The sequence below is a fragment of the Burkholderia dolosa genome (assembly GCF_902499135.1).
Classification (GTDB): domain Bacteria; phylum Pseudomonadota; class Gammaproteobacteria; order Burkholderiales; family Burkholderiaceae; genus Burkholderia; species Burkholderia dolosa.
In genome coordinates this window covers 25,831-44,385 of the sequence record NZ_CABVPR010000039.1, presented here as the reverse complement: position 1 = coordinate 44,385, position 18,555 = coordinate 25,831, and the positions used below count along the sequence as shown (strand labels likewise).

Sequence of the window (18,555 nt, the reverse complement as noted above, 5' to 3'; positions counted from 1 at the left end):
GGGCATTCGTTCGAATCGATGAATCAGTGGTGCCCGTACGTGCCACGATCGATCGCATGCGGCAGCGCCGGCTTGCCGGAGTCGACACGTACGCCGGCATCGTTGCCGTAGCCCGCGCCGTCGCCGCGCATCTGCGCGGCACGCCGGATGATCGCCTGCATGTTTGCCGGAAAGTCGGGGCTGCTCGCAAGGCTCGCGCGGTAGCCGGCGGCCTGAAGCGACGCGAGTTCCTGGCGGACCTGCGCGCGTGTCAGCGTCGACGCCGCGTGGGCATCCGCGGCCCATGCCGCGCCGATCGCCAGCAACGCACACGTCGCGCGTTTCATCGTGTCCATCATGTTTGCTCCGTGAGGTTCCGGCGCCGCGCCGTCGTCGGCGCGGGCGGAACGATGCGGCCAGTCCAGGCTTCGTACGCCGTACGAAACAGCGCGCCGGTCGACACGCACCTTTGTTGCACCTGCAACATTGCGAGCGCCGATCGACGCATGCGCGCGCGGTTTCCTGTCGCGTGTGCCACGTGTACGCCAGCTGCGGGTCATCGTGCAGCGGACCGTCCGCGCGCGATACCGCCGATCGCGCTTGTTCTCCTTGTACAAGCGCGATGTGCCTCCTAACCTCTTTTGAGCGACCGATCGGTCGGCGCTGCGGCACGGTTGCATCTGCAAGCGCCGGGCGCCGTGAGGGCCGCGGAACAACGACGTTGAATGGATGCGGAGCAGCACGTGCAAGCGCTCGCGCGGACCGATAGAAAAGCGTCGGGCCGGCACGATTGCCGACGCGCCGACTCCGCTTCGCCCATGGAGACACGATGAATCCCACCACCGCCCTGCCGCCCGGCATTGTGTTCGCGCAGCCGCTGACACCCGTCGCCAATTCGCTGTTGCTGTCGTTTCTCGTCGCCGTGATTCCGATCGCGGTCGCGCTGATCGCGCTCGGCGTGCTGCGCCGCCCCGCGTGGCAGGCGTCGCTCGCGGGTCTCGTCGCCGGCCTGGCGGTCGCGATCGGCGCGTGGGGGATGCCGGCCGGCCTCGCGTTCAACGCGGTCGGCGCCGGGATGGCGCTCGCGGTCGTCCCGGTGATGTGGATCGTGTTCAACGCATTGCTGCTGTACAACGTCGCGGTGACCTCGGGCCGCTTCGATCAGTTCCGGCAGTGGATGCTCGACAATCTGCCGGACGATCGGCGGCTCGTGCTGCTCGTCGTCGCGTTCTCGTTCGGCTGTCTGCTCGAAGGCATCTCCGGGTTCGGCACGCCGGTTGCGATCACCAGTGCGCTGCTGATCGCGCTCGGTTTTCCCGCCCTCGAAGCGCTGACCTACACGCTGCTGTTCAACACCGCACCGGTCGCGTTCGGCGCGCTCGGCGTGCCGATCACCGTGCTCGGCGCGGTCACGTCGCTGCCGCCGGCGACGCTCGGTGCGATGGTCGGCCGCCAGCTGCCGTTCTTCGCGCTACTGCTGCCGTTCTACGTGGTCGGTGCATACGGCGGGCTGCGGTCGATCGCGCGGCTGTGGCCGGCGCTGCTCGTGTCCGGCGCGAGCTTCGCGCTCGCGCAGTTCGTCACGTCGAACTACCTCGGCTACCAGCTCACCGACGTGCTGTCGTCGCTCACGTCGCTGATCGTCACGATCGGCTTCCTGCAGGTGTGGCGGCCGCAGCCCGATCCGCAGTACGCGCTCGCGCGCAGCGTGCCGGCCGCGGCCGGCGCCGCGCGCGCCGGCTTCGGCGGCTGGCTGCCGTGGATCGTCGTGTCGGTGATCGTGATCGTCTGGGTGCACGCGAACATCGCGGCGATCGGCGACGTGAAGATTCCGTGGCCGGGCCTGCACAACGCGGTGTTCGTGTCGCTGTACCACAAGCCGTATGCGGCGATCTGGGATTTCCAGCCGCTCGGCACCGGCACCGCGATCCTGCTGTCGGCGCTGATCACCGCGGTGCTGACGCGTGTCGGCATCGGCGAGTTCTTCGCCTGCGTCGCGCGGACGTGGCGGCAAACGTGGATCGCGATCGTCACGGTGATGATGATCGTCGGGCTGGCGTACCTGCTGAACTATTCGGGCATCAGCTACACGCTGGGCACGGGCGTCGCATCGACCGGCGCGCTGTTTCCGCTCGTGTCGGCGTCGCTCGGGTGGATCGCCGTGTTCCTGTCCGGCAGCGATACGTCGGGCAATGCGCTGTTCGGCAACCTGCAGGTCGTCGCCGCGCGGCAGCTCGGCCTCGATCCGGTGCTGATGGCCGCGACCAACTCGTCCGGCGGCGTGATGGGCAAGATGATCTCGCCGCAGAACATCGCGACGGGCGTGTCGACGACGGACCTGAAGGGGCAGGAAGGCGTCGTGTTCGCACGCACGTTCTGGCACAGCGTGATCCTGACGCTGCTGCTCGGTGTGCTGGTGTTCCTGCAGCAGCACGTGCTGACGTGGATGATTCCCGCGCTGCCGAAGTGACCGCGAACGGGCGCGCGGTGGACCTGTGCACGGCCGGGCGGGTTGCCGGAAACTGAAAGCTGTCGACGATAGCGCGGTGAGCGAAGAGGCGGCCGCGAAGTTCTGCGAGCCTGCGGGTGAGCGACGCGATCGCGCGCGGTGCGCGGCTGCTGATGGGCAACGTGCGCGCCGGTGCGCTGTATTTGCCGACCTTCGCCAACCGTCGGCGGTCGCGTGGCGCGCGGCATGCGGCTCACGAAATACCAGACGTTCGGGCCCATGTCGCCCCGATCATGCGTTTTCGCGACATCGACGACGCGATCCGGATGTCGAACAGCGCCGACGATGCGCTCTCCTCGTCGATCTGCACGAACCGTTTCGACGGCATCGCGCGTTTCATCCTCACCGAGCTCGAAGTGGGCAGCGTGAACGTGCGCACGCTGCCGTCTATCGGCTCGAACTGACGCCGCTCGGTCGTGTCGAGGATTCCCGGCTCGGCTACAACGAAGGCGTACAGAAATCGATGCAAAGCTTCACGAATACGAAGACGTATTCGTTGCCCCGGTACGCGCAGGCTGCTGCTCTCAGCACGCTGGCTGCACGCCTATCGGTCGAGCACCGCGGCGACGATCGCCTCCGGCGCATCTTCCTGTACGAGGTGCGCCGCGTGCGGCACGCGGATCAGCTTGCCGTGCGCGATCCGCTCGGCGAGCGCCTGCCCTTGTTCGAGCGGGATCCACGCGTCTTCTTCGCCCCATACGATGCGCACCGGAAAGTCGGGCGGCGCGTAGCGCGCCTCCATTTCCTCGATGTAGCGCTGCCGCATCTGCGCAATCTGCCGATAGAACGCGCGCTGACCGGCGGGCGTGAGCCACGGCGCGCGATAGACCGACAGCGCTTCGTCGGTCAGCGGCCGCGCGGCCGCATTGCCGATGTAGGCAGACAGCAGCGCGTGATGCGCATATTCCGGGAGGCCGGCGAACGCGGCTTGGTGCTGCGCGACGTGCCGAACGAACGGCGAACCTTGCGGCGAGATCGCGACTGGATTCACGAGCGTGAGATCCGAATACGCGATGCCGTCGAGAAAGTGCGCACGCAGCACCGTCGCGCCGCCGTAGTCGTGCGCGAGCACGCGTGGGCGCACGATGCCCCATTCGCGCAGCAACGCACCGAACAGCGCGTTCTGCCGGCCGAGCGACACGTCCGCATCCGGCATGTCGGATGCGCCGTAGCCCAACAGATCGTAGAAGTACACGCGATGGCGACGCGCGAGCCACGGTGCGATGCGCCGCCACACCTGCGACGAAAACGGCGTGCCGTGCACGAGCACGAGCGGCGGTCCTTCGCCGATCGTTCCCCACGCGATTCGATAGCCTTCGAACATGAAGCGGTTTGCGAGTTCGAGCATTCGTGCCTCCGTGCTAACCTGTTTCTGTCGTAAACAGGTTACTCCGGATCGCCCCGATTTGAAACCGATAGGTGCAAGATAAATGGTTACTCGATTCGAAGCGTCGCTGCATGGGCGCGAATGGACGGACGCGGATTTCGTCGGCGGCCATCCTGCGCTCGACTTCCTCAACACCGTGGCCGATACCGGCAAGACGCGCGACGACGACAAGCTCGTCGACTGGGCGACCGTGCGCGCATGGGCGGAGAAATCGGGCTTGCTGGCACCGTCGGATCTTGCGCGGTTCGCGCGTCACGCGCGACGGGACGGCGCCGACGAGCTGACCGCGCTGCGCGGTTTTCGCGAGGACGCGTATGCCGCGATCGCGTACCTGACGAGCGACGCCCGCGGCGGTGCGGGTGCGCGCGCGGCGGACCGGCTTGCGGTCGCGATCCGCGATGCGATCGGACGCAGCAGGTTCGAAGCCGCCGACGGCCGGTTTGCGTGGCGGCCCGACGCGCACGCCGCGTCGCGGTGGATCGATGCGGCCGCGCTCGGGTTCGAGCAATTGCTGCGCACTGACGATTTCGCACGCGTGCGGCAGTGCACGCGCTGCACGTGGTTCTTCGTCGATCGCGGCCGCGGTGTCGGCCGGCGCTGGTGCGACATGCGCACGTGCGGAAACCGCGCGAAAGTGGAGGCGTTCAGGGAGCGGTGACGCGTGACGGCGGCGTTGCTTTTACAGCCGGGTAACGGGCGTGTGCCGCTGGGCCGGCGTCAACGAGCGGCTTCGTGCGGTCGATGCTCGGGCCACAGCGTGCCCGCCGCGCAAAGCCCCGCGACGAGGAACGGCGCACCGATCGCGAACAGGATCGCCGTGAGTCCCCAGCGCTGCCAGAACCGATCGACCACTGCGCGCTCCGGCATCACGGGGTCGTACAGCACGTCGACCGTGTCGCCTCGATGCAGCGTCGAATGCGATGCCGCCACGCTTTGCGCGAACGTGACGCGACGGCCGTCGTCGGCCGTGAACGCGACGGTCGCCGCATATCGCGACATGCGCGTGCGCGGCGAACGCGCGTTTTCCGTGAACTCGACGACACGGCCGGTCGAGTGCGCGTAATGCCGGACGATCAGCCACTCGCGCAGCCCGATTGCGCCGGCGCCGGCCATGAACGCAGTGCCGATCGCGATCGGCAGCAGCACGAGCGCGAGGTCCCAGCGGCGCCGGGCGGACTTTCGGGTGGCGGGCGATGTGTCGGTCTGCACGCGGCGGCGCTCGTTCGCATACAGCAAACCGCCGATCGCGAACGATGCAACCGCGAGCAGCGCCGGCACGGCAGGCGGAAACCAGCGCTGCGCGAAATCGTCGATCAACGCGGGACGGTCGGGATGCGCGGGGTCGAGCAACACGTCGACGCTTTCGCCGATATCGTAGGCGGGGACCGTCGACGCGGTGCTGCCGACGACTTCGCGGCGCCGCCCGTCGTTTGCGAGGTACGCGACGATCGGCCGATACGCGCGCATCGCATCGCTGTCCTGCACGATGCGTACGACGGTGCCCGGTGCGCGGATCAGGTTGCCGGCCGGATGGCGCGCGCCGGTCGCGAGGACCACGGCGAGCGCGAACAGCGCGACGCCGAGCGCCAGCGCGACGACTGCGTCCTTACCCGGCATGATCGGCCTCGGGTCGTGCGCCGTGCGGCCGGTTCGAAGGTCGGCCGGGTAGCGGCGCGCGCTGCCGAATAGCCGAAGATTGACGAAACCATGCCCTCTGAATGGTCGCGCCGCGCTCACATGCTTCCATGTCTGACGTCCCATGTGCTCTCAGTGCCGACGCAATACGACAGGCGTGCGTCGGTTGTGTGATATTTGTCGGACGATTCTAACGGAAAGGGCGCGGAAGATGCGTGCGCTCGGGTACGTTGAGTGACGAATATGAGCGGCGGAAACGAAAAAGCCCGGTCGGCTTTCGCTGACCGGGCTTTTGAATGCTTGGTGGGGCGTGAGTGACTCGAACACTCGACCTACGGATTAAGAGTCAAACCAAGCGCCTTGCAGGTTACTGGTAGTCACTTGATTTTGCAAGAGATTTTGTCACCGGGTGCCTCTGGCGATGACGTGTGACAACTAGCCTGCTCCGGCAGAATTCCGGCACTGCGGCAACCGTGTGGCCTAGTGCGCGACGTCAGACTGCTAGACCAAGCGGCCCCAACGATATACCCCCTTCCTGACCTCCATAAAGACGGGCTGGTCGATTCTGCGGGATGCCGCCCTGCTCGCCGGCAAGTCGATCACATTGGACGCGGAGCGCCCAGCAAGGAAGTCGTCCGCGGTTCGGTCCCCATCCACCCAACCTCGCTCTATCGGTTGTGCCCGTGTGGGCACAACTTGCAGCTGTGAAGTCCGGTGCAGTTGCCATTCGAGCGCTGACGTGAGCCATGACTGCCGAGAGGTATCGAGCGACGGCATTTCGGCTTCAGCCTTATGCACTAGCGCCAGGATGACCGACTGCAGCGGTTCACCGGCTGAGAAGCCGAACGCTGATCGTTCCAAGCCCGGCCATCCTTTTTCCCACAATAAACCCCACTGCCAGCACCAGGTGGCCAACGCGATGCCTCCATCAGGTCGCGTCCGGTTCACGTCAACGAGGTCAAAGAACGTCGGCCAACCATCCTCATACGCGAGAAACAAAAAACGGGCACGTAGGAATTGCTCAGAAAGCCTTTTGCGACCGAGTTCGTGAAATTCCTCGGGGTATCCAACGAATTTCCGATTGCTTCCTTCGAAGACTGCAATTCGCCGTGCCTTTCGCTTCGTGAGATCAGCGACACGCTGCTCCAGGCTTTGAATAGCAGATGCTAGAGGTGCGCGATCCTTCTTTGCATATCTATAGGTCTGGCCGCACCAGATCGATCCCGGTGGCGACAGTGCTTCGTCGAGCTGCTCATACGTCATCCCGCTTACCCATCGGGCTTCCCGAATGAGCATTTCCGTGAAGCTCTTGAGAGGCCAACGCAATTTCTGGCCGCTGTTGGGGCCGATGTTTGCCACTACAGTTCTCCGATCAAAAAATGGCCCTGTCGTGCTGGTACCACGAATCATATTCTGGTCACCGTACTAACGACAAGTGACTGGAGGTCTCCGATGGCCAAGATTAATAACGAGTTTCGGCAGATTTTCGCGGGGATGGCACCGCAGGCCATCATCAACCGAGATGAGCTCGCGGCATTGTTGGCGACGACCGTCGGAGCTGTGACTCAGATGGCATATCGCGGCGAACTTCCGCCGACTGCGTTCCCCGCGAAGCGCCGTGCGTGCTGGTTTGTTGGCGACATTCGTGAATGGCTTGACGACGCGGCTGCACGGCGACGAAAAGACGACGTTGTGGCACACGAGAGCGCGCAGAAGCCGCGAGTCGGCCGGCCGCGACTTCCGGCCAGTGGTGCAATTTGAATGGAGATCGGTCTATGACCCGCGATATAGCCGAACGTCCTGTTCATGGCGAGCTTGTAAAGGCGGACACGATGTGGTTTCACGTCTTTCGCTCGATGGTCGATAGCGGGGATCTCGCCCGTATGAAGGGTTCGTCGCTCAAGGTCTACCTGATTATCAAAGCGCACGTCAATTTGCACACCGGCGTCGGCGGCCCCGGCATCGAGACGATTTCTGCGAAGGCGGATCTGTCGATCGCCCAAGTTAAGCGTGCTGTGGCCGAACTCGAATCGCTGGGTTACATCGCCAAGTCCCGACGAGGTCGTGCAAACGAATACCGCGTTCGCGAGACCATCCAAATCCGTGACCAGTTGGGGAAACCGACTGGAGTTGCGTCGTGGGAGTACGTGCCTGCTGCTGTTCGAGATACCGTCTCGGACCTCAATAGCGTCCTCGATTCGCAGGACATTCGGAGTGCTCGAATAGTTCAGATCGAACGCCTGCAAGTGAACATCAATCAGGTAGGCCCCGGAAGCGTAGTCGTCAATGTGCAGGATGCGCTTGCGCAGATATCCCCGGGGCTGAGGGAGAAGCTCTCAGATCTGCTTCAGCGGGCCGGTGTCGTGGAGGCAGGAAGTTATACACAGCGCATGGATGACACGGATCACCAATGAGCCGTTTGATGGGGGAATACAGCTCGTCGCTGATACCAATGCACGGCCAATAGGGCTCGTGGGCGAGCCCCTAAAGAGAAGAGACGTTTACTTAGAGATTGTTCCGCACGCCAGCAGTCTGATGGGCCGACGCTTGTCCATGAGGACGTTGCTAAACGCCCTGCCAACGGTTGGCATATCGAAGCACTGGTTAGCAACATGGTTACTACATCATGACAGATCGAAGCAATGGCGTGCTTAGCGTTCAGCTCGGCCCGCTCAAGCGAGACTGGGTTGCCTATTGTCGTTCGCACGGGATATCGCCGAGCGACGCAACAAGGCAAGTCATTCGAAAACTCATCGGGCGTGAGCCTTATGCCGCGGCCCCGCTGAAAATTGACTTGTCGGGTGCGTCCCGCGTGAAGGCGCGAGTAGAGGTTCGCGTAACGGTGGACGAGCATCGAGCAGTTGTAGCGATAGCAGCCGCCGAGGGCTTTTCCGTGAATTCCTGGATTGTCGCTCTCATTCGAGCTCGACTGACCGGTTCACCTCAGTTCGGACAGGGGGAGCTTGAGCAACTGGCATCTTCGAACAGTCGACTTCTTGCTATTGGCCGCAATCTCAATCAGATCACTCGTGCGCTGAACACCGCGCCGACCGAGCTCACACGTTTTCGACCCGAGGTAATCGAGTCTCTTGCGAGCGAGATCAAATCGCACACAACCACCGTGGGGGCGCTCATTCAATCGAATGTTCAGCGCTGGTCCCGCTAACCTGGAGGTCCACATGCAATTGAAACCGCACTACGACTGGTCCGACCTGAAAACACTGGTTCCACAGAAGGTTCGGCCTGCTACATACAAAGGTATAGCCAGACGCCGCGCTCAACCCATTCCCACGCTGTTGCTTCGAGCGAATCGGTATCGCGGCTTCGCCGTATATGTGTTGAGCGCATCCCGCTCCACACCCGTATTTCGCGATGGCTCGGCGGTTTGGTTCAAGTCCATCAGCGCTTGCGCTGATGCGTTACTGGACTTGGATGTTGACTTGGATTTTGAGCACGTTCTCCTGGACCTCGGGGTGTGGGATTGCCACGAGATACCTCTGCGACACGATGAGCCTCGCCCTGCGAGGGCTCAGGGCAGCCGTCTTGCAAAAGTGGACCTTCGGCCCTTGCGCCCCCTGGGCGCTCAACAGGGAGACCGGCCATGATTTCTCTTTGGGTGCTCATTTTTCTGGTTTCGAGCTTCCTGTTTTATATCCATTGTCTCGACTGGAACTTCCTCGTCAGAAATCGCCAGTTGCTCGGCTACTTCGTCCATACGCCCACCTATTTCGTTGGAGATCTTGCGTCGATGCTCGCGTACATCGCGCTGCTTGTGCTGGGTGCTCGTCAGCTTTTCGGCTTTGCCCACAATGACGGGTTGTACGTGATCACGGCGCTTTTCGTGACGTTCGTTGTTGGCTACAGGCGCGCAAACGCAGGGCTCCGCGCTAGCGAGGAGGATGCTCAATGAAGCTGCTCTTCATCTGTATCGCGATTGTTGCTCTTGCCTCGTGCAAGAAGGAAGGTAACGAATCCAGCAGAACGCGGGCGCAAGACAACCTCGCGCCGGTACCTGCTAGTCAGTTCGGTTGGAACAAACAGGGGGCACGATGATGGCACAAGGATTGTGGCAATTCCTCTCTGGGTCGATCGACAACGCCCTCTCGACGTTTGTGACGAGCGTTTCGTCATCGATTGCAAGCGGCATTACTCCGGCTGTCATGGCAGGGGTAACGATCTGGATTCTCATGTATGGATGGACGGTAATGCGCGGCGAAGTCCATGAACCTGTGCATCAGTTCGCGGTGCGTGCGTTCAAGATGTCCGCGATACTGGCGGTTGCATTGGGTTCCGGGGCCTATCAAGCGAACGTAGTCGAATTTGTGAACGGTCTGACAACGGGACTAGTGCAAACCGTCATGCCGGGCACGACGAGTAATGTGTTTTCCGCGATCGACCAGCTCGATTCGAAGGCTTTCGCACTCACGCAGATGCTGTGGGAGCGAGGTACCAATCTCATGCCGTGGGGCGGAATTGCTGATCTCATTTCTGCGTTGATTGTGGGCGTATCTGCGGCGCTTGCCGAATTAGTTATGGCTGGCTTGCTGCTCCTGGCGAAGGTCGCGCTCTCATTCATGCTGGCCGTCGGCCCCTTATTCCTCGCCTGTCTTGCCTTCGGTCCAACGAAGCGGTTTGCAGAAGGGTGGGTGTCCAAGATTGCGAACTACAGCGTGCTGATCTTCTTCTTGGCGGCGGCGGCGGGAATTTGTTTGTCGATCTACGAGACCTTCGTCAATGGTCTGCTCGCGGGCTCCGCAACAAACAATCCGTTGGGAGATGCGTTCAGCTTGCTGGCTTTGGCCGGGGCTATCAACGTGCTGATTATTCAACTCCCAAGTGTCGCGGCCGGTATAAGTGGCGGTGCTGCGATATCGGGGGCGGCGGCAATGGCCGTTGGTGCGTTCCTCGGGCGGCTGTCGAGTGGCGGGTTCGGCGGAGAGCAGAATCAACCATTTTTGAAGACCGAGAACGGAGGCGGTTCGATATCAGGGGATGCGGGACGAGGTGCCGGACGTCCATCTGGCAGCGGGGACGGTCAGATACCCGCATATCAGCGGGCCACGCATGAACGTCTGTTGGGACGTAGGTAATGAGCCGAAAGCAGTTGTCTGTCGGCTGATGATGCTTCTGTCAGGTCGAACAAGGGGGCGATGTGACGCTGCCTAAAATTTACGTCGACGGAATCTTGCAAACGTGGGGCGACGAGCTTTATGGGGATGCGCTGCGTCCAGTCCGACCGCGAAAAGCTGGTACCGGCGTGACGCTACCGCCTCGGCGTTCCTCACAACGTAAAGACTCGACTCCGGTAGCTGCGGCGAGAGTTCGACAAATGCTGAAGGCGACGACAAAGAAGGTGCCTGAGGTTGTCGTCAAGATCAGTGGCGGGGGCAGGGGCATGAAGGCTATCCGAGCCCACCTCGACTACATTTCTCGAAATGGCGAGGTCGTCCTCGAAAACCAAGATGGAGACAAGCTCGTCGGTAGCGACGATATTCGCTATCTCAAGAGGGAGCTTCAGCACGGAGGCTTCGGTATTCCGGAGGACAGCACCGTCCGCGAAGCATTCAATATCGTATTCTCGATGCCGCCCGGCACCGATAGAGCAGCAGTTCACGATTCTGTTCGTGCCTTGGCCGCGGATGAGTTTGGGGGCGATTTCCGTTACGTGTTTGCGTGCCATACCGATGAGGCGCACCCTCATGTGCATCTATGCGTCATGGCTCGATCGAACGATGGGACGAGGCTCAATCCTCGAAAGGCCGATTTGCAGAGTTGGCGAGAGTCGTTCGCCGAGCATTTGCGTGAGCACGGGATCGAAGCAAATGCGACTCGTCGGCAGGCGCGCGGCGTAACGAAGCGGGCCATACCTCAACCAGTGACGAACATGCGGGAAAAGCGCGATGTGGTACCTGACCGGCCCCGCAGCCCGATGTGCGATGAAGTGCGCCGCATACGTATCGAGACAGACAAAAAAGTGATACGAGCATATGGTGCGATAGCGCGTGCCATGGCCGAGTCAGAGGACGTAGGCGATCGAACGCTGGCCGTTGAAATCGTGAATCTGGTCAAGCAAATGCCGGCCGTTCAGCTTGCATATGACCCAATGGCCGGGGATCGTCCCGGCAAGTCAGGTGAGCGGCACGTTGAAATCCAGCGGCCGACAGTACCGGGCGGCGAGCGTGTACCGGACGATCCGACTAGGTAGCCGATCTTCTCAAAAAATTGCGACAGCGCAAATTTCTTGCGCTGTCGCAATTTTTTGACTGGCCGGGCTCGCGGTTTGGTGGTCGGCCTGCGGTAGTTGTTCAGCGCACGCACGCTGTTCACAAAATCCGAACTCGAGCAGCTGCGTGTTGTGAACATTCCTTGCGATCATGAAAAAGTGGAGCTAGTGCTGAGCTGGTGGCCGGGCGGTAGTTGTTCAGCGTATCAGCGAGTCCTGTTCAAGCGCCCATAACCGTCCGTCGAACGTCGCGACAAAGCCGTCTCCATTGGGCATAGGGCTTCGTTGATCGATCAGCCGGAACGCTCGCATGGCTTCGGCATCGATGATTGGAGCGCCAGTCTCGATCAACCATCGCATCGCTTGGAAAAACTGACCGTGGCCGAACATCGCCGCCGTGAGATCTGACGAGCAGGGGAGTTTCGTGAGGCGACTCAACGCGGCCCGCACACGTTCGATGAACGCTCCGAACGATTCTGCTCCTGGTCCGTCGACAAGCGTCGGATCGGACGTATCCCAGTACGTTTCAACCCATGGACGACGCTGCGCCGCCGACGTGCCTGTACACCTCGCGGGTGCAAGGTATGTGAATTCTTGAATCGGCCATGTCTCGAACGGTGTCAAAGGAAATTGACCGAGCGTTGGAGCGGCTGTTTGCTGTGCGCGATAGAAGGGCGAGCAGATCACGATGCCCGGAGGGGAAGTAAAGCGCCGGGCGATTGCGATAGCTTGCTGCGCCCCCCTTTCGGTCAATGGGATGGATGCAGGATCGTCGGTGGCGTCTCCAGCGTTCGCGGCGCTCTCGCCATGGCGAAAGCACGCTACGCGGAGGACTGGCACAGGGGGACGTGTTCGAACAGGCATGTCATCAGGGTGCCGGTCGGGCGGTAGTTCTTCAGCGCAGGAGAGTAGCGCAGTTTCCGCGTTGCAGCCGCAGGAGCATTTCACGAACGATTCCGCCCGCTCTATCGGTTAGATCTCGCGCGCAGGGCGCGCTACCGGTCTTCTCTGATGGCAACTAGGGCGATGGCTTGCAGGGCAAGTCATCGAGTGTGGCTGTGAGGCGAAAAATTGCGACAGCGCAAGAAAAGCGATCGGTTTGGTTCTAAGGCAGGATAGGCATTCGCCGGTGAACATCATATATTTACACGAACCTAGTTGTATCTTATGGGGGCTCTCGATCTCAGCGCCCCCTTAGGAGCTGGAAGAGGTTAGCTATTTGGCATATAGAACCATTTTTGCTAGGTCGTTAAAATCAGTTACTAGTTCTTCGACGGAAATTTTTGCTTGCTGCAAAGTATCCGCAACATCGCTGGATACGCCGGTCGCAACAACATTCGATCGTTCATCGAGGTCGTCGAGCTTGTCCCAGCGTCCAGTCAATAAGCGATATGTGGACGCGTGTAGTAGGGCGCTCAACGTAGCCATGAATTTTCGATCAGACTGCCTTGTGCTATTCGTTTGAGCATCGAAGGCTATATCGGCTTTCAATGTGGCGAGATCTTGAGGGGCGTCGTTCTTGGTGCGACCCTTATCGTCTTCTGCCGATTTGAACAGATGCTCAATGGCCAGCAAGAAATCGGCGGCACGTTCCAACTGAGCTAGGAAATCGTCGATAGTCAGCAGAAGCGTTTGTACGCTTGTGCGTGAACTTTCCGAGTCCAATTCACGATAAATGCAGTTTGCGGAGTCGAGCCGACTCTGTAGGTACCTTAATCGAGCATCTAGGGCCGTGGAGACAGCAGGCATGTCGATAGCCAATTCGTTCCACGAGGTGTTGGCGGTATCAGCTGAGGGACACTGTAATATTGACGTGTGGCAAAGGCAGTGGTGAGTGGCAACATTCTCTTCCGACGTAACCGGGGCCGACTTAGCGGTGGGAATGTGAGCCTCGGAGCTAGATTGGGCCGCGAGTTCAAATGCTGGCGGAAATTGCGGCTTTGTATTGCGATAGAGATTGCGGGACTCGTCGATTTTTGCATCGGAATAGATTTCTAGCTCCAAAGCATCATGTAGACGCGCTTGCGTACCTCGTGGCATGAGCGTTGCCGGTGTGCCAACGCTGTGAACAGATTGCGAGGATTCAAGCATTGCTAAGTAATCATCTCTGCTGCTAAGGATCAATACACGACTTAGGGATTCAGTTGAACAATGAAGCAGCTCTGCTCGCTCACTGTCTGCCCCGTCGGCAATCAGGAGGTTTGCCTGTATCTTGGGTTCTTGGTGTTCCCGATCCTTGTCAGTTGGGTATGGAACTGCCAGCCATCGCTTATAGTCGAGCGCCGCCCGCGAGGCGTGTAGACTGCCTCCGACGACGTCAGATTGGATCATTACGACCCCTTGCGCCATACCGGCCTGCGTGCGATCGCGTTTCACGTATTGTTGTTTTTGTATCTCGCGACCGAACGGGTATTCGCTAACTAGGGCGCCTCCCGCATCAAGTATGTCGTTTGCCAATTTCTTGTGCCGCGCCGGTGCAATTGTTTGATGACCATGCGCCAAGACTACTACCGTATGACCACCAGCGTCCAAGGTGGCTTGGTGAGCGACGGCATCACATCCAAGTGCTAACCCGCTGACGACGCTCCATTGGTGTTCGACAAAAAATTCGGCGATGCGGGCTGCTATGCGTTTTCCATGTGCCGTGGGTTCGCGAGTGCCGATGATTGCGACGGATTGTTCTGGGGTCTGCGACAGGGCGCCCCGAACGTACAGGATAAGTGGATCGTCCTTTGTTGCTGCCAGCAAACGCGGGTACTCAGCATCGTACGCGGATAGTATGCGAGCCTCGACACGTTTTGCCTCTCTAATCTGTTGATCTACCTTGTCTAGAGCGCTTTCCCATGCGGCTGGAACACTCATAGCCTTCGAGATCGCTGGAATCCGAGCGGCTAGTTCCCTAACATCCATGTCCTCAAACCGGGGGATGGCCAAGACCTTCTTTAGGGTCGCTGGCCCTACGCCGGTGAGGAATGAAAGCGCCACAAGGCGCTCGGTAGGAAAGGAGATGATGTTCATCAGAAGAGGTTACCAACGTTCTTCGCAAAAGCGAGACATTTCACGTCCAGGGCCCCCGCATCTTTTAGGTACTTGTACGCATAGATCAGCGATGCCCCGGTCGTCATGACGTCGTCAATGACCAGAAACGAGGTCTTGGGTTTGATAAGGTCGGGTTGCCGAATATACAGGTGATCTCGGACGTTCGTGAAGCGCTCATCACGCCCGAGATGCTCCCCATGTTGAGACCTCACCCCCTGCTTGTAGGCGAAGAGGCCTGGTGCACAGGACACGTTGATCCCGTGGAGGGGCCGTTGGGCAACAGACGCTGCTAATTGACCTAAGAAATTCTCCAACCGGGGTTTTCGACCAGGCCTATGTGGGACTGCGGACACGATAATTTCCGATGGGCCAAAGAATCTGTAATATTGGCTAGCGATGAAGGCGCGCACGGTTTCCACCCACTCATCCGGAAAGATGTCGGAATCTTTGTTTTCTTCAATGGATTCGGTTAATCGATGCCACCCCTTTCGATATTGAACTGATTCATAGTTGGCAAATGATCGACCACTTACATAAATTTGATAAGAAGTAGTGTCGCCGCCAATTGATCTCGGAACAAAATGTCCGATCTTATCGAAGCGCGGGGCGCCTAGGCGTGCCGCATTGGTTGCCAGCGTACGCTCAAGTTCTGGCAAGAAATGGGTAGGATTCGCTAAAACGCTCAAAATCTGATCCGGAGCGTTGATAATCGCATCAGGGACATGCTCGAGCGCACGCCAGTGGTCACTTTGACGTGGATTCGGCCATGCTCCTTTGTCGAGCGTCACAACGCAACCGCAGTGGTAAGCAGATCTCACGTCTACGTCACTGTCACCCACGAGCATCGTTCGCGGAAGATGTTGGGCGTCAAGTATGCCGAAATGATCCATGGCCTGGTCGATTCCATCTCCGTATGGTTTCGTTCGTGGAACGTCTTCATATGCGACGAGAATGTCCCAGTTGAATCCTGGGTATGCCCAAGTAAGAACAGTCTCGGCATAGCTACGGGGCGAACGAGTGAAAATCCCGAGCTGCAAGTTAGGGAATCGCGCCCGAATCTCCTGTAAGAATGCCTGGCTGTATATATGTCTATCCGCACGGCGACCGAGTGCCGTTACTACTTCTCGCCTGTAGGCGGGCGTGTCGTTATTTTTTCCAGCCTCCCGAATATCCTTGATGTCCTCCGTTCTGACGAGCGTTTCGTCCAAGTCAAATAGGCAAATGTCGAACATATATGCTCCAGGATTGTTGTATTTCTTGCCGTCGGGATCGGACCCGTTGGCAGCGGCGTGTGTAACAAGATGTTACAACAATCCTTGTTGAGCGGTACTTCTCGTACAGACCCACTTGAAGCGAATACCCCCCGTGCGGCGACCACCGGGGGGAGGATTCCCGGCAAATTGTGCTAGCGAAGTCGGCAGTCACTATCGCCGATTACGGGTTCGGATCCTCGCGAACGTGCGGATATCATGTAAGTCGACGCTGCTTGTAATAAGTTGACGGCGGACCTCCTGAAAAATGGGGCTGGATCGCTTGGGGTCTTCGATAGTCATGATCAGCGAGAATGGAATTCCTTCGGCCGGGAATTTCGCTTCGGCTCGCACGATGCTCTCTACTTGCAACCGCCATTCAGTGCTGGTCCCCACTCCGTCCTTGAAGTCCTGTTCATATCGCTTTGTAGGCCACCATTTCAAGCCATGGGATATCAATGCGCGCTCGGGGGCAGTTAGACCAGTTGGCTTGGGCAGAAACACTTGCGTAATTTGGTCGTTCCAACTGGGCTGGCCGTCCTTTCGATTTTGGGGCTGTCGCTGCTGAAGTTTTGCGTCGAGGTTGACGCGCACAAATTCCGTGCCGAATGCCTGATCGATGGGTGGGTCATACACGAGTGTCATGCGGACGCTGCCTCGGCAGGCGCGGCTTTCTGCATCGATGAGCGACGCTGGCCAGACAAATGGGAAGTGTAAAATCGCCGGCCGCTTTTCGCCTACCGTAAGTCTGCTCTCAAATACCAGCGTGATCGAATGATCATCAGTCTCGAGCATCGTCGCCGCTTCGCTCGGCTGGCCAAAGCCGACGAATTGGCGGGACACGTCTCGTAGAGATCGGTGAGTTAGGGCCTCAGGTATCGAGGCGCAATGGACGGCAAAGGCACGCAAAGTGCGGGTCGCAAGTCGCTGACCCGTGGTTGCATCAAGACTTGCAAGCGTTTTGGCGACGAGGGGAGCGGCGAAGCTTGTACCTCGAGTTTCGGTTCGACTTCCATCAGGGGCGCACGACGCCAAGCCGGTAGCATGTGGTGTAGCCAGATCTCCTGCGCCACCATAGTGTGCAAGGTCCGGCTTTACGCCGACGCGCAAGCCCGGCCCGCGTCGTGTATAGGTCGCAGGCGCCCCGCCGACATGAACACCGTCTGGCGGGTTAAGCGCCCCTACGGCGAGGGCTCGCACACTTTCAGAAGGCATGAATATTGTGTCCGGGCTAGTCCTGGATGCCAAAGCTGCTATTGCTTGTTTTGGTGTCTTCGGCCAAGGCGCCCGCCATTCCGCGCCATTTAAGTTTCCGACCGAGTTTACGATCACGACGCCTTGCCTATCCTGTATTTCATCGAGCCGCGCCGCATAGATGCTATACAGATTTTGCTCGACAGGTGCGGTGATGTTCAAAGACATATTGAAGATGCGAATGCCGTGATTGTCCCGTGCCTCAATGATTGCCGCTTCCAGCTCATCGAGGAACGCTTCAAACCCCCGAGGCCCGTAGACATCCAGGAACCGCGCCTGAGGTAATAGTGGGATGTCAACGACGTCGCACCCGTCTGCTTCACGACCAATTTCGGTGCCGTTTTCGCCGCGAGCGCCGATCAATAGACCTGCAACGAGCGTTCCATGGGTCGAATCACATTCCGCTTGATCGAGGTAATCGTATCGATCAACGATCCAGCGAGACAGCACCGAGCTAATCCCGGTATCGATAACCCCGACTTTTGGATACACACCATTCTGAGTTCTGTGAGGCACGGAAAACGGCCGGTTTTCCGATGACGATGGGGCTTGCGATGGTTCAAGAAGTACGGGGAATCGAATTCTCCGTACCAGTGGATGTGTCGCGATGACGCCGAGAGCCTTTTCATGGCGTTCGACGTTCGTATCTACGGACGACGCCAAGCTTGGAATCTGCGCAAGATCTCCCCTGACGGTACGACGGTCTTCGAGTAAGGGCTTCGTTGACGAATTCGTAATGAGAAGCTCAATTTGTGGAGCGCTCCCCGAACTCGGTAGCAACGCAGCATAGACTCCGTTTCCAAGACCAGCGATATCGTTTTGTAATGTCTCGAAGGATTGTCGAAGTCCTAGAACGTCTGCTCCTTGGACCAATTCGAGTGGACCCTGCTCGAATAGCTCAATGACATAACCACTTGCGGCAGACGGATGAAGCATCGCTTGCAATGCGTCGGCGGCAGAAAAAGACCGCTTGCCGGCGGGCGAGGCAATCTCGATTGCCTCGATGGCCCCCAACTCTGATCTATTGCGAGTGACGTAGTGGTATGGCTTATTCGTTCGGCGCGAAATCCGAGCTTCGCCCGCAAGTTCCGCTGCCTCGAAATGTTGACGTACCTTCGCTAGGTGGAGTCGGGGAAGCCGGAAAAACAACTCCCCCGGGGCTCCTGCGCCAACGCACGGACATTGGTCCGGCAGAAATAGAGCGCGATTAGGTCGATATGATTTGGCAATCGCTTCGGTGCGCATCCGGACGCGTATATATGTGACTGGTCCAAATCGA

Annotated in this window: 18 protein-coding genes; 10 read left to right on the top strand and 8 right to left on the bottom strand. The window is 59.6% G+C overall.

Annotation, left to right across the window (positions count from 1 at the left end; genetic code table 11):
* Positions 1 to 23 precede the first annotated feature (23 nt).
* A complete protein-coding gene (locus tag BUB20358_RS18015) occupies positions 24 to 335 on the bottom strand; it encodes a DUF4148 domain-containing protein (protein WP_035971504.1) in 312 nt (103 codons plus the stop codon).
* A 473-nt stretch (positions 336 to 808) separates the two neighbouring features.
* On the opposite strand from BUB20358_RS18015, the gene BUB20358_RS18010 reads away from it, so the two are divergent.
* Positions 809 to 2,449, top strand: coding sequence for an L-lactate permease (locus tag BUB20358_RS18010; protein ID WP_006763057.1), 1,641 nt, complete (start codon positions 809 to 811; stop codon positions 2,447 to 2,449).
* Positions 2,450 to 2,565: 116 nt separating this feature from the next.
* Complete coding sequence (locus BUB20358_RS18005; protein ID WP_035971505.1) at positions 2,566 to 2,892, top strand: aldehyde dehydrogenase family protein; 327 nt, start codon at positions 2,566 to 2,568, stop codon at positions 2,890 to 2,892.
* 140 nt (positions 2,893 to 3,032) lie between these two features.
* Here BUB20358_RS18005 and BUB20358_RS18000 read toward each other — a convergent pair whose 3' ends face one another.
* Positions 3,033 to 3,836: an alpha/beta fold hydrolase gene (locus BUB20358_RS18000; protein WP_006763060.1), complete on the bottom strand. Its 804-nt coding sequence runs from the start codon at positions 3,834 to 3,836 to the stop codon at positions 3,033 to 3,035.
* Positions 3,837 to 3,918: 82 nt separating this feature from the next.
* Here BUB20358_RS18000 and BUB20358_RS17995 point away from each other — a divergent pair, with 82 nt between their 5' ends.
* Entirely contained in the window at positions 3,919 to 4,533 is a 615-nt protein-coding gene (locus BUB20358_RS17995) for a CGNR zinc finger domain-containing protein (RefSeq protein WP_006763061.1), read from the top strand.
* Between the two features lie 59 nt (positions 4,534 to 4,592).
* Here the strand turns inward: BUB20358_RS17995 and BUB20358_RS17990 are convergent, their stop codons facing one another.
* Positions 4,593 to 5,492, bottom strand: a complete 900-nt coding sequence (locus BUB20358_RS17990; RefSeq protein WP_375136218.1) for a DUF3592 domain-containing protein — start codon at positions 5,490 to 5,492, stop codon at positions 4,593 to 4,595.
* 519 nt (positions 5,493 to 6,011) lie between these two features.
* Complete coding sequence (locus BUB20358_RS17985; RefSeq protein ID WP_123806808.1) at positions 6,012 to 6,869, bottom strand: hypothetical protein; 858 nt, start codon at positions 6,867 to 6,869, stop codon at positions 6,012 to 6,014.
* Between the two features lie 93 nt (positions 6,870 to 6,962).
* On the opposite strand from BUB20358_RS17985, the gene BUB20358_RS17980 reads away from it, so the two are divergent.
* The 7 genes from BUB20358_RS17980 to BUB20358_RS17950 all read left to right on the top strand — a co-directional run bounded on the left by BUB20358_RS17980 (position 6,963) and on the right by BUB20358_RS17950 (position 11,715).
* Positions 6,963 to 7,271 (top strand): hypothetical protein, encoded by a 309-nt coding sequence (locus BUB20358_RS17980; RefSeq protein ID WP_123806809.1) that lies wholly within the window; start codon positions 6,963 to 6,965, stop codon positions 7,269 to 7,271.
* Between the two features lie 14 nt (positions 7,272 to 7,285).
* Positions 7,286 to 7,924, top strand: coding sequence for a helix-turn-helix domain-containing protein (locus BUB20358_RS17975; RefSeq protein WP_045552499.1), 639 nt, complete (start codon positions 7,286 to 7,288; stop codon positions 7,922 to 7,924).
* A gap of 212 nt (positions 7,925 to 8,136) precedes the next feature.
* Positions 8,137 to 8,676, top strand: a complete 540-nt coding sequence (locus BUB20358_RS17970) for a plasmid mobilization relaxosome protein MobC (RefSeq protein WP_081293558.1) — start codon at positions 8,137 to 8,139, stop codon at positions 8,674 to 8,676.
* A gap of 435 nt (positions 8,677 to 9,111) precedes the next feature.
* Positions 9,112 to 9,420 carry a hypothetical protein gene (locus BUB20358_RS17965; RefSeq protein ID WP_035971508.1) on the top strand — a complete coding sequence of 103 codons (309 nt, stop codon included), beginning with the start codon at positions 9,112 to 9,114 and terminating at the stop codon, positions 9,418 to 9,420.
* Positions 9,417 to 9,563, top strand: coding sequence for a hypothetical protein (locus BUB20358_RS17960; RefSeq protein WP_158380488.1), 147 nt, complete (start codon positions 9,417 to 9,419; stop codon positions 9,561 to 9,563). Before BUB20358_RS17965 ends, BUB20358_RS17960 begins: the two co-directional genes overlap by 4 nt.
* On the top strand, positions 9,560 to 10,600 hold the full coding sequence (locus BUB20358_RS17955; protein WP_081293559.1) for a TrbL/VirB6 family protein: 1,041 nt from the start codon (positions 9,560 to 9,562) through the stop codon (positions 10,598 to 10,600). The genes BUB20358_RS17960 and BUB20358_RS17955 overlap by 4 nt, the downstream gene beginning before the upstream one ends.
* A 239-nt stretch (positions 10,601 to 10,839) precedes the next feature.
* Complete coding sequence (locus tag BUB20358_RS17950) at positions 10,840 to 11,715, top strand: relaxase/mobilization nuclease domain-containing protein (protein ID WP_081293560.1); 876 nt, start codon at positions 10,840 to 10,842, stop codon at positions 11,713 to 11,715.
* Positions 11,716 to 11,931: 216 nt separating this feature from the next.
* Here BUB20358_RS17950 and BUB20358_RS17945 read toward each other — a convergent pair whose 3' ends face one another.
* The 4 genes from BUB20358_RS17945 to BUB20358_RS17930 form a co-directional block, all read right to left on the bottom strand.
* The gene (locus tag BUB20358_RS17945) at positions 11,932 to 12,573 is read right to left on the bottom strand and encodes a histidine phosphatase family protein (RefSeq protein WP_199901219.1); all 642 of its coding nucleotides are present in this window, start codon (positions 12,571 to 12,573) and stop codon (positions 11,932 to 11,934) included.
* Between the two features lie 375 nt (positions 12,574 to 12,948).
* Entirely contained in the window at positions 12,949 to 14,751 is a 1,803-nt protein-coding gene (locus BUB20358_RS17940) for a DNA-processing protein DprA (protein WP_174905094.1), read from the bottom strand.
* Entirely contained in the window at positions 14,751 to 16,004 is a 1,254-nt protein-coding gene (locus tag BUB20358_RS17935) for an HAD hydrolase-like protein (protein ID WP_045552501.1), read from the bottom strand. Before BUB20358_RS17935 ends, BUB20358_RS17940 begins: the two co-directional genes overlap by 1 nt.
* A 192-nt stretch (positions 16,005 to 16,196) precedes the next feature.
* The gene (locus BUB20358_RS17930; protein WP_199901220.1) at positions 16,197 to 18,290 is read right to left on the bottom strand and encodes a S8 family peptidase; all 2,094 of its coding nucleotides are present in this window, start codon (positions 18,288 to 18,290) and stop codon (positions 16,197 to 16,199) included.
* Positions 18,291 to 18,555: the final 265 nt, after the last annotated feature.

Coding starts and splice junctions, on each gene's coding strand:
- BUB20358_RS18015 (WP_035971504.1), bottom strand. CDS start 335: ATGGACACGATGAAACGCGCGACGTGTGCGTTGCTGGCGATCGGCGCG.
- BUB20358_RS18010 (WP_006763057.1), top strand. CDS start 809: ATGAATCCCACCACCGCCCTGCCGCCCGGCATTGTGTTCGCGCAGCCG.
- BUB20358_RS18000 (WP_006763060.1), bottom strand. CDS start 3,836: ATGCTCGAACTCGCAAACCGCTTCATGTTCGAAGGCTATCGAATCGCG.
- BUB20358_RS17995 (WP_006763061.1), top strand. CDS start 3,919: ATGGTTACTCGATTCGAAGCGTCGCTGCATGGGCGCGAATGGACGGAC.
- BUB20358_RS17990 (WP_375136218.1), bottom strand. CDS start 5,492: ATGCCGGGTAAGGACGCAGTCGTCGCGCTGGCGCTCGGCGTCGCGCTG.
- BUB20358_RS17980 (WP_123806809.1), top strand. CDS start 6,963: ATGGCCAAGATTAATAACGAGTTTCGGCAGATTTTCGCGGGGATGGCA.
- BUB20358_RS17975 (WP_045552499.1), top strand. CDS start 7,286: ATGACCCGCGATATAGCCGAACGTCCTGTTCATGGCGAGCTTGTAAAG.
- BUB20358_RS17970 (WP_081293558.1), top strand. CDS start 8,137: ATGACAGATCGAAGCAATGGCGTGCTTAGCGTTCAGCTCGGCCCGCTC.
- BUB20358_RS17965 (WP_035971508.1), top strand. CDS start 9,112: ATGATTTCTCTTTGGGTGCTCATTTTTCTGGTTTCGAGCTTCCTGTTT.
- BUB20358_RS17960 (WP_158380488.1), top strand. CDS start 9,417: ATGAAGCTGCTCTTCATCTGTATCGCGATTGTTGCTCTTGCCTCGTGC.
- BUB20358_RS17955 (WP_081293559.1), top strand. CDS start 9,560: ATGATGGCACAAGGATTGTGGCAATTCCTCTCTGGGTCGATCGACAAC.
- BUB20358_RS17950 (WP_081293560.1), top strand. CDS start 10,840: ATGCTGAAGGCGACGACAAAGAAGGTGCCTGAGGTTGTCGTCAAGATC.
- BUB20358_RS17940 (WP_174905094.1), bottom strand. CDS start 14,751: ATGAACATCATCTCCTTTCCTACCGAGCGCCTTGTGGCGCTTTCATTC.
- BUB20358_RS17935 (WP_045552501.1), bottom strand. CDS start 16,004: ATGTTCGACATTTGCCTATTTGACTTGGACGAAACGCTCGTCAGAACG.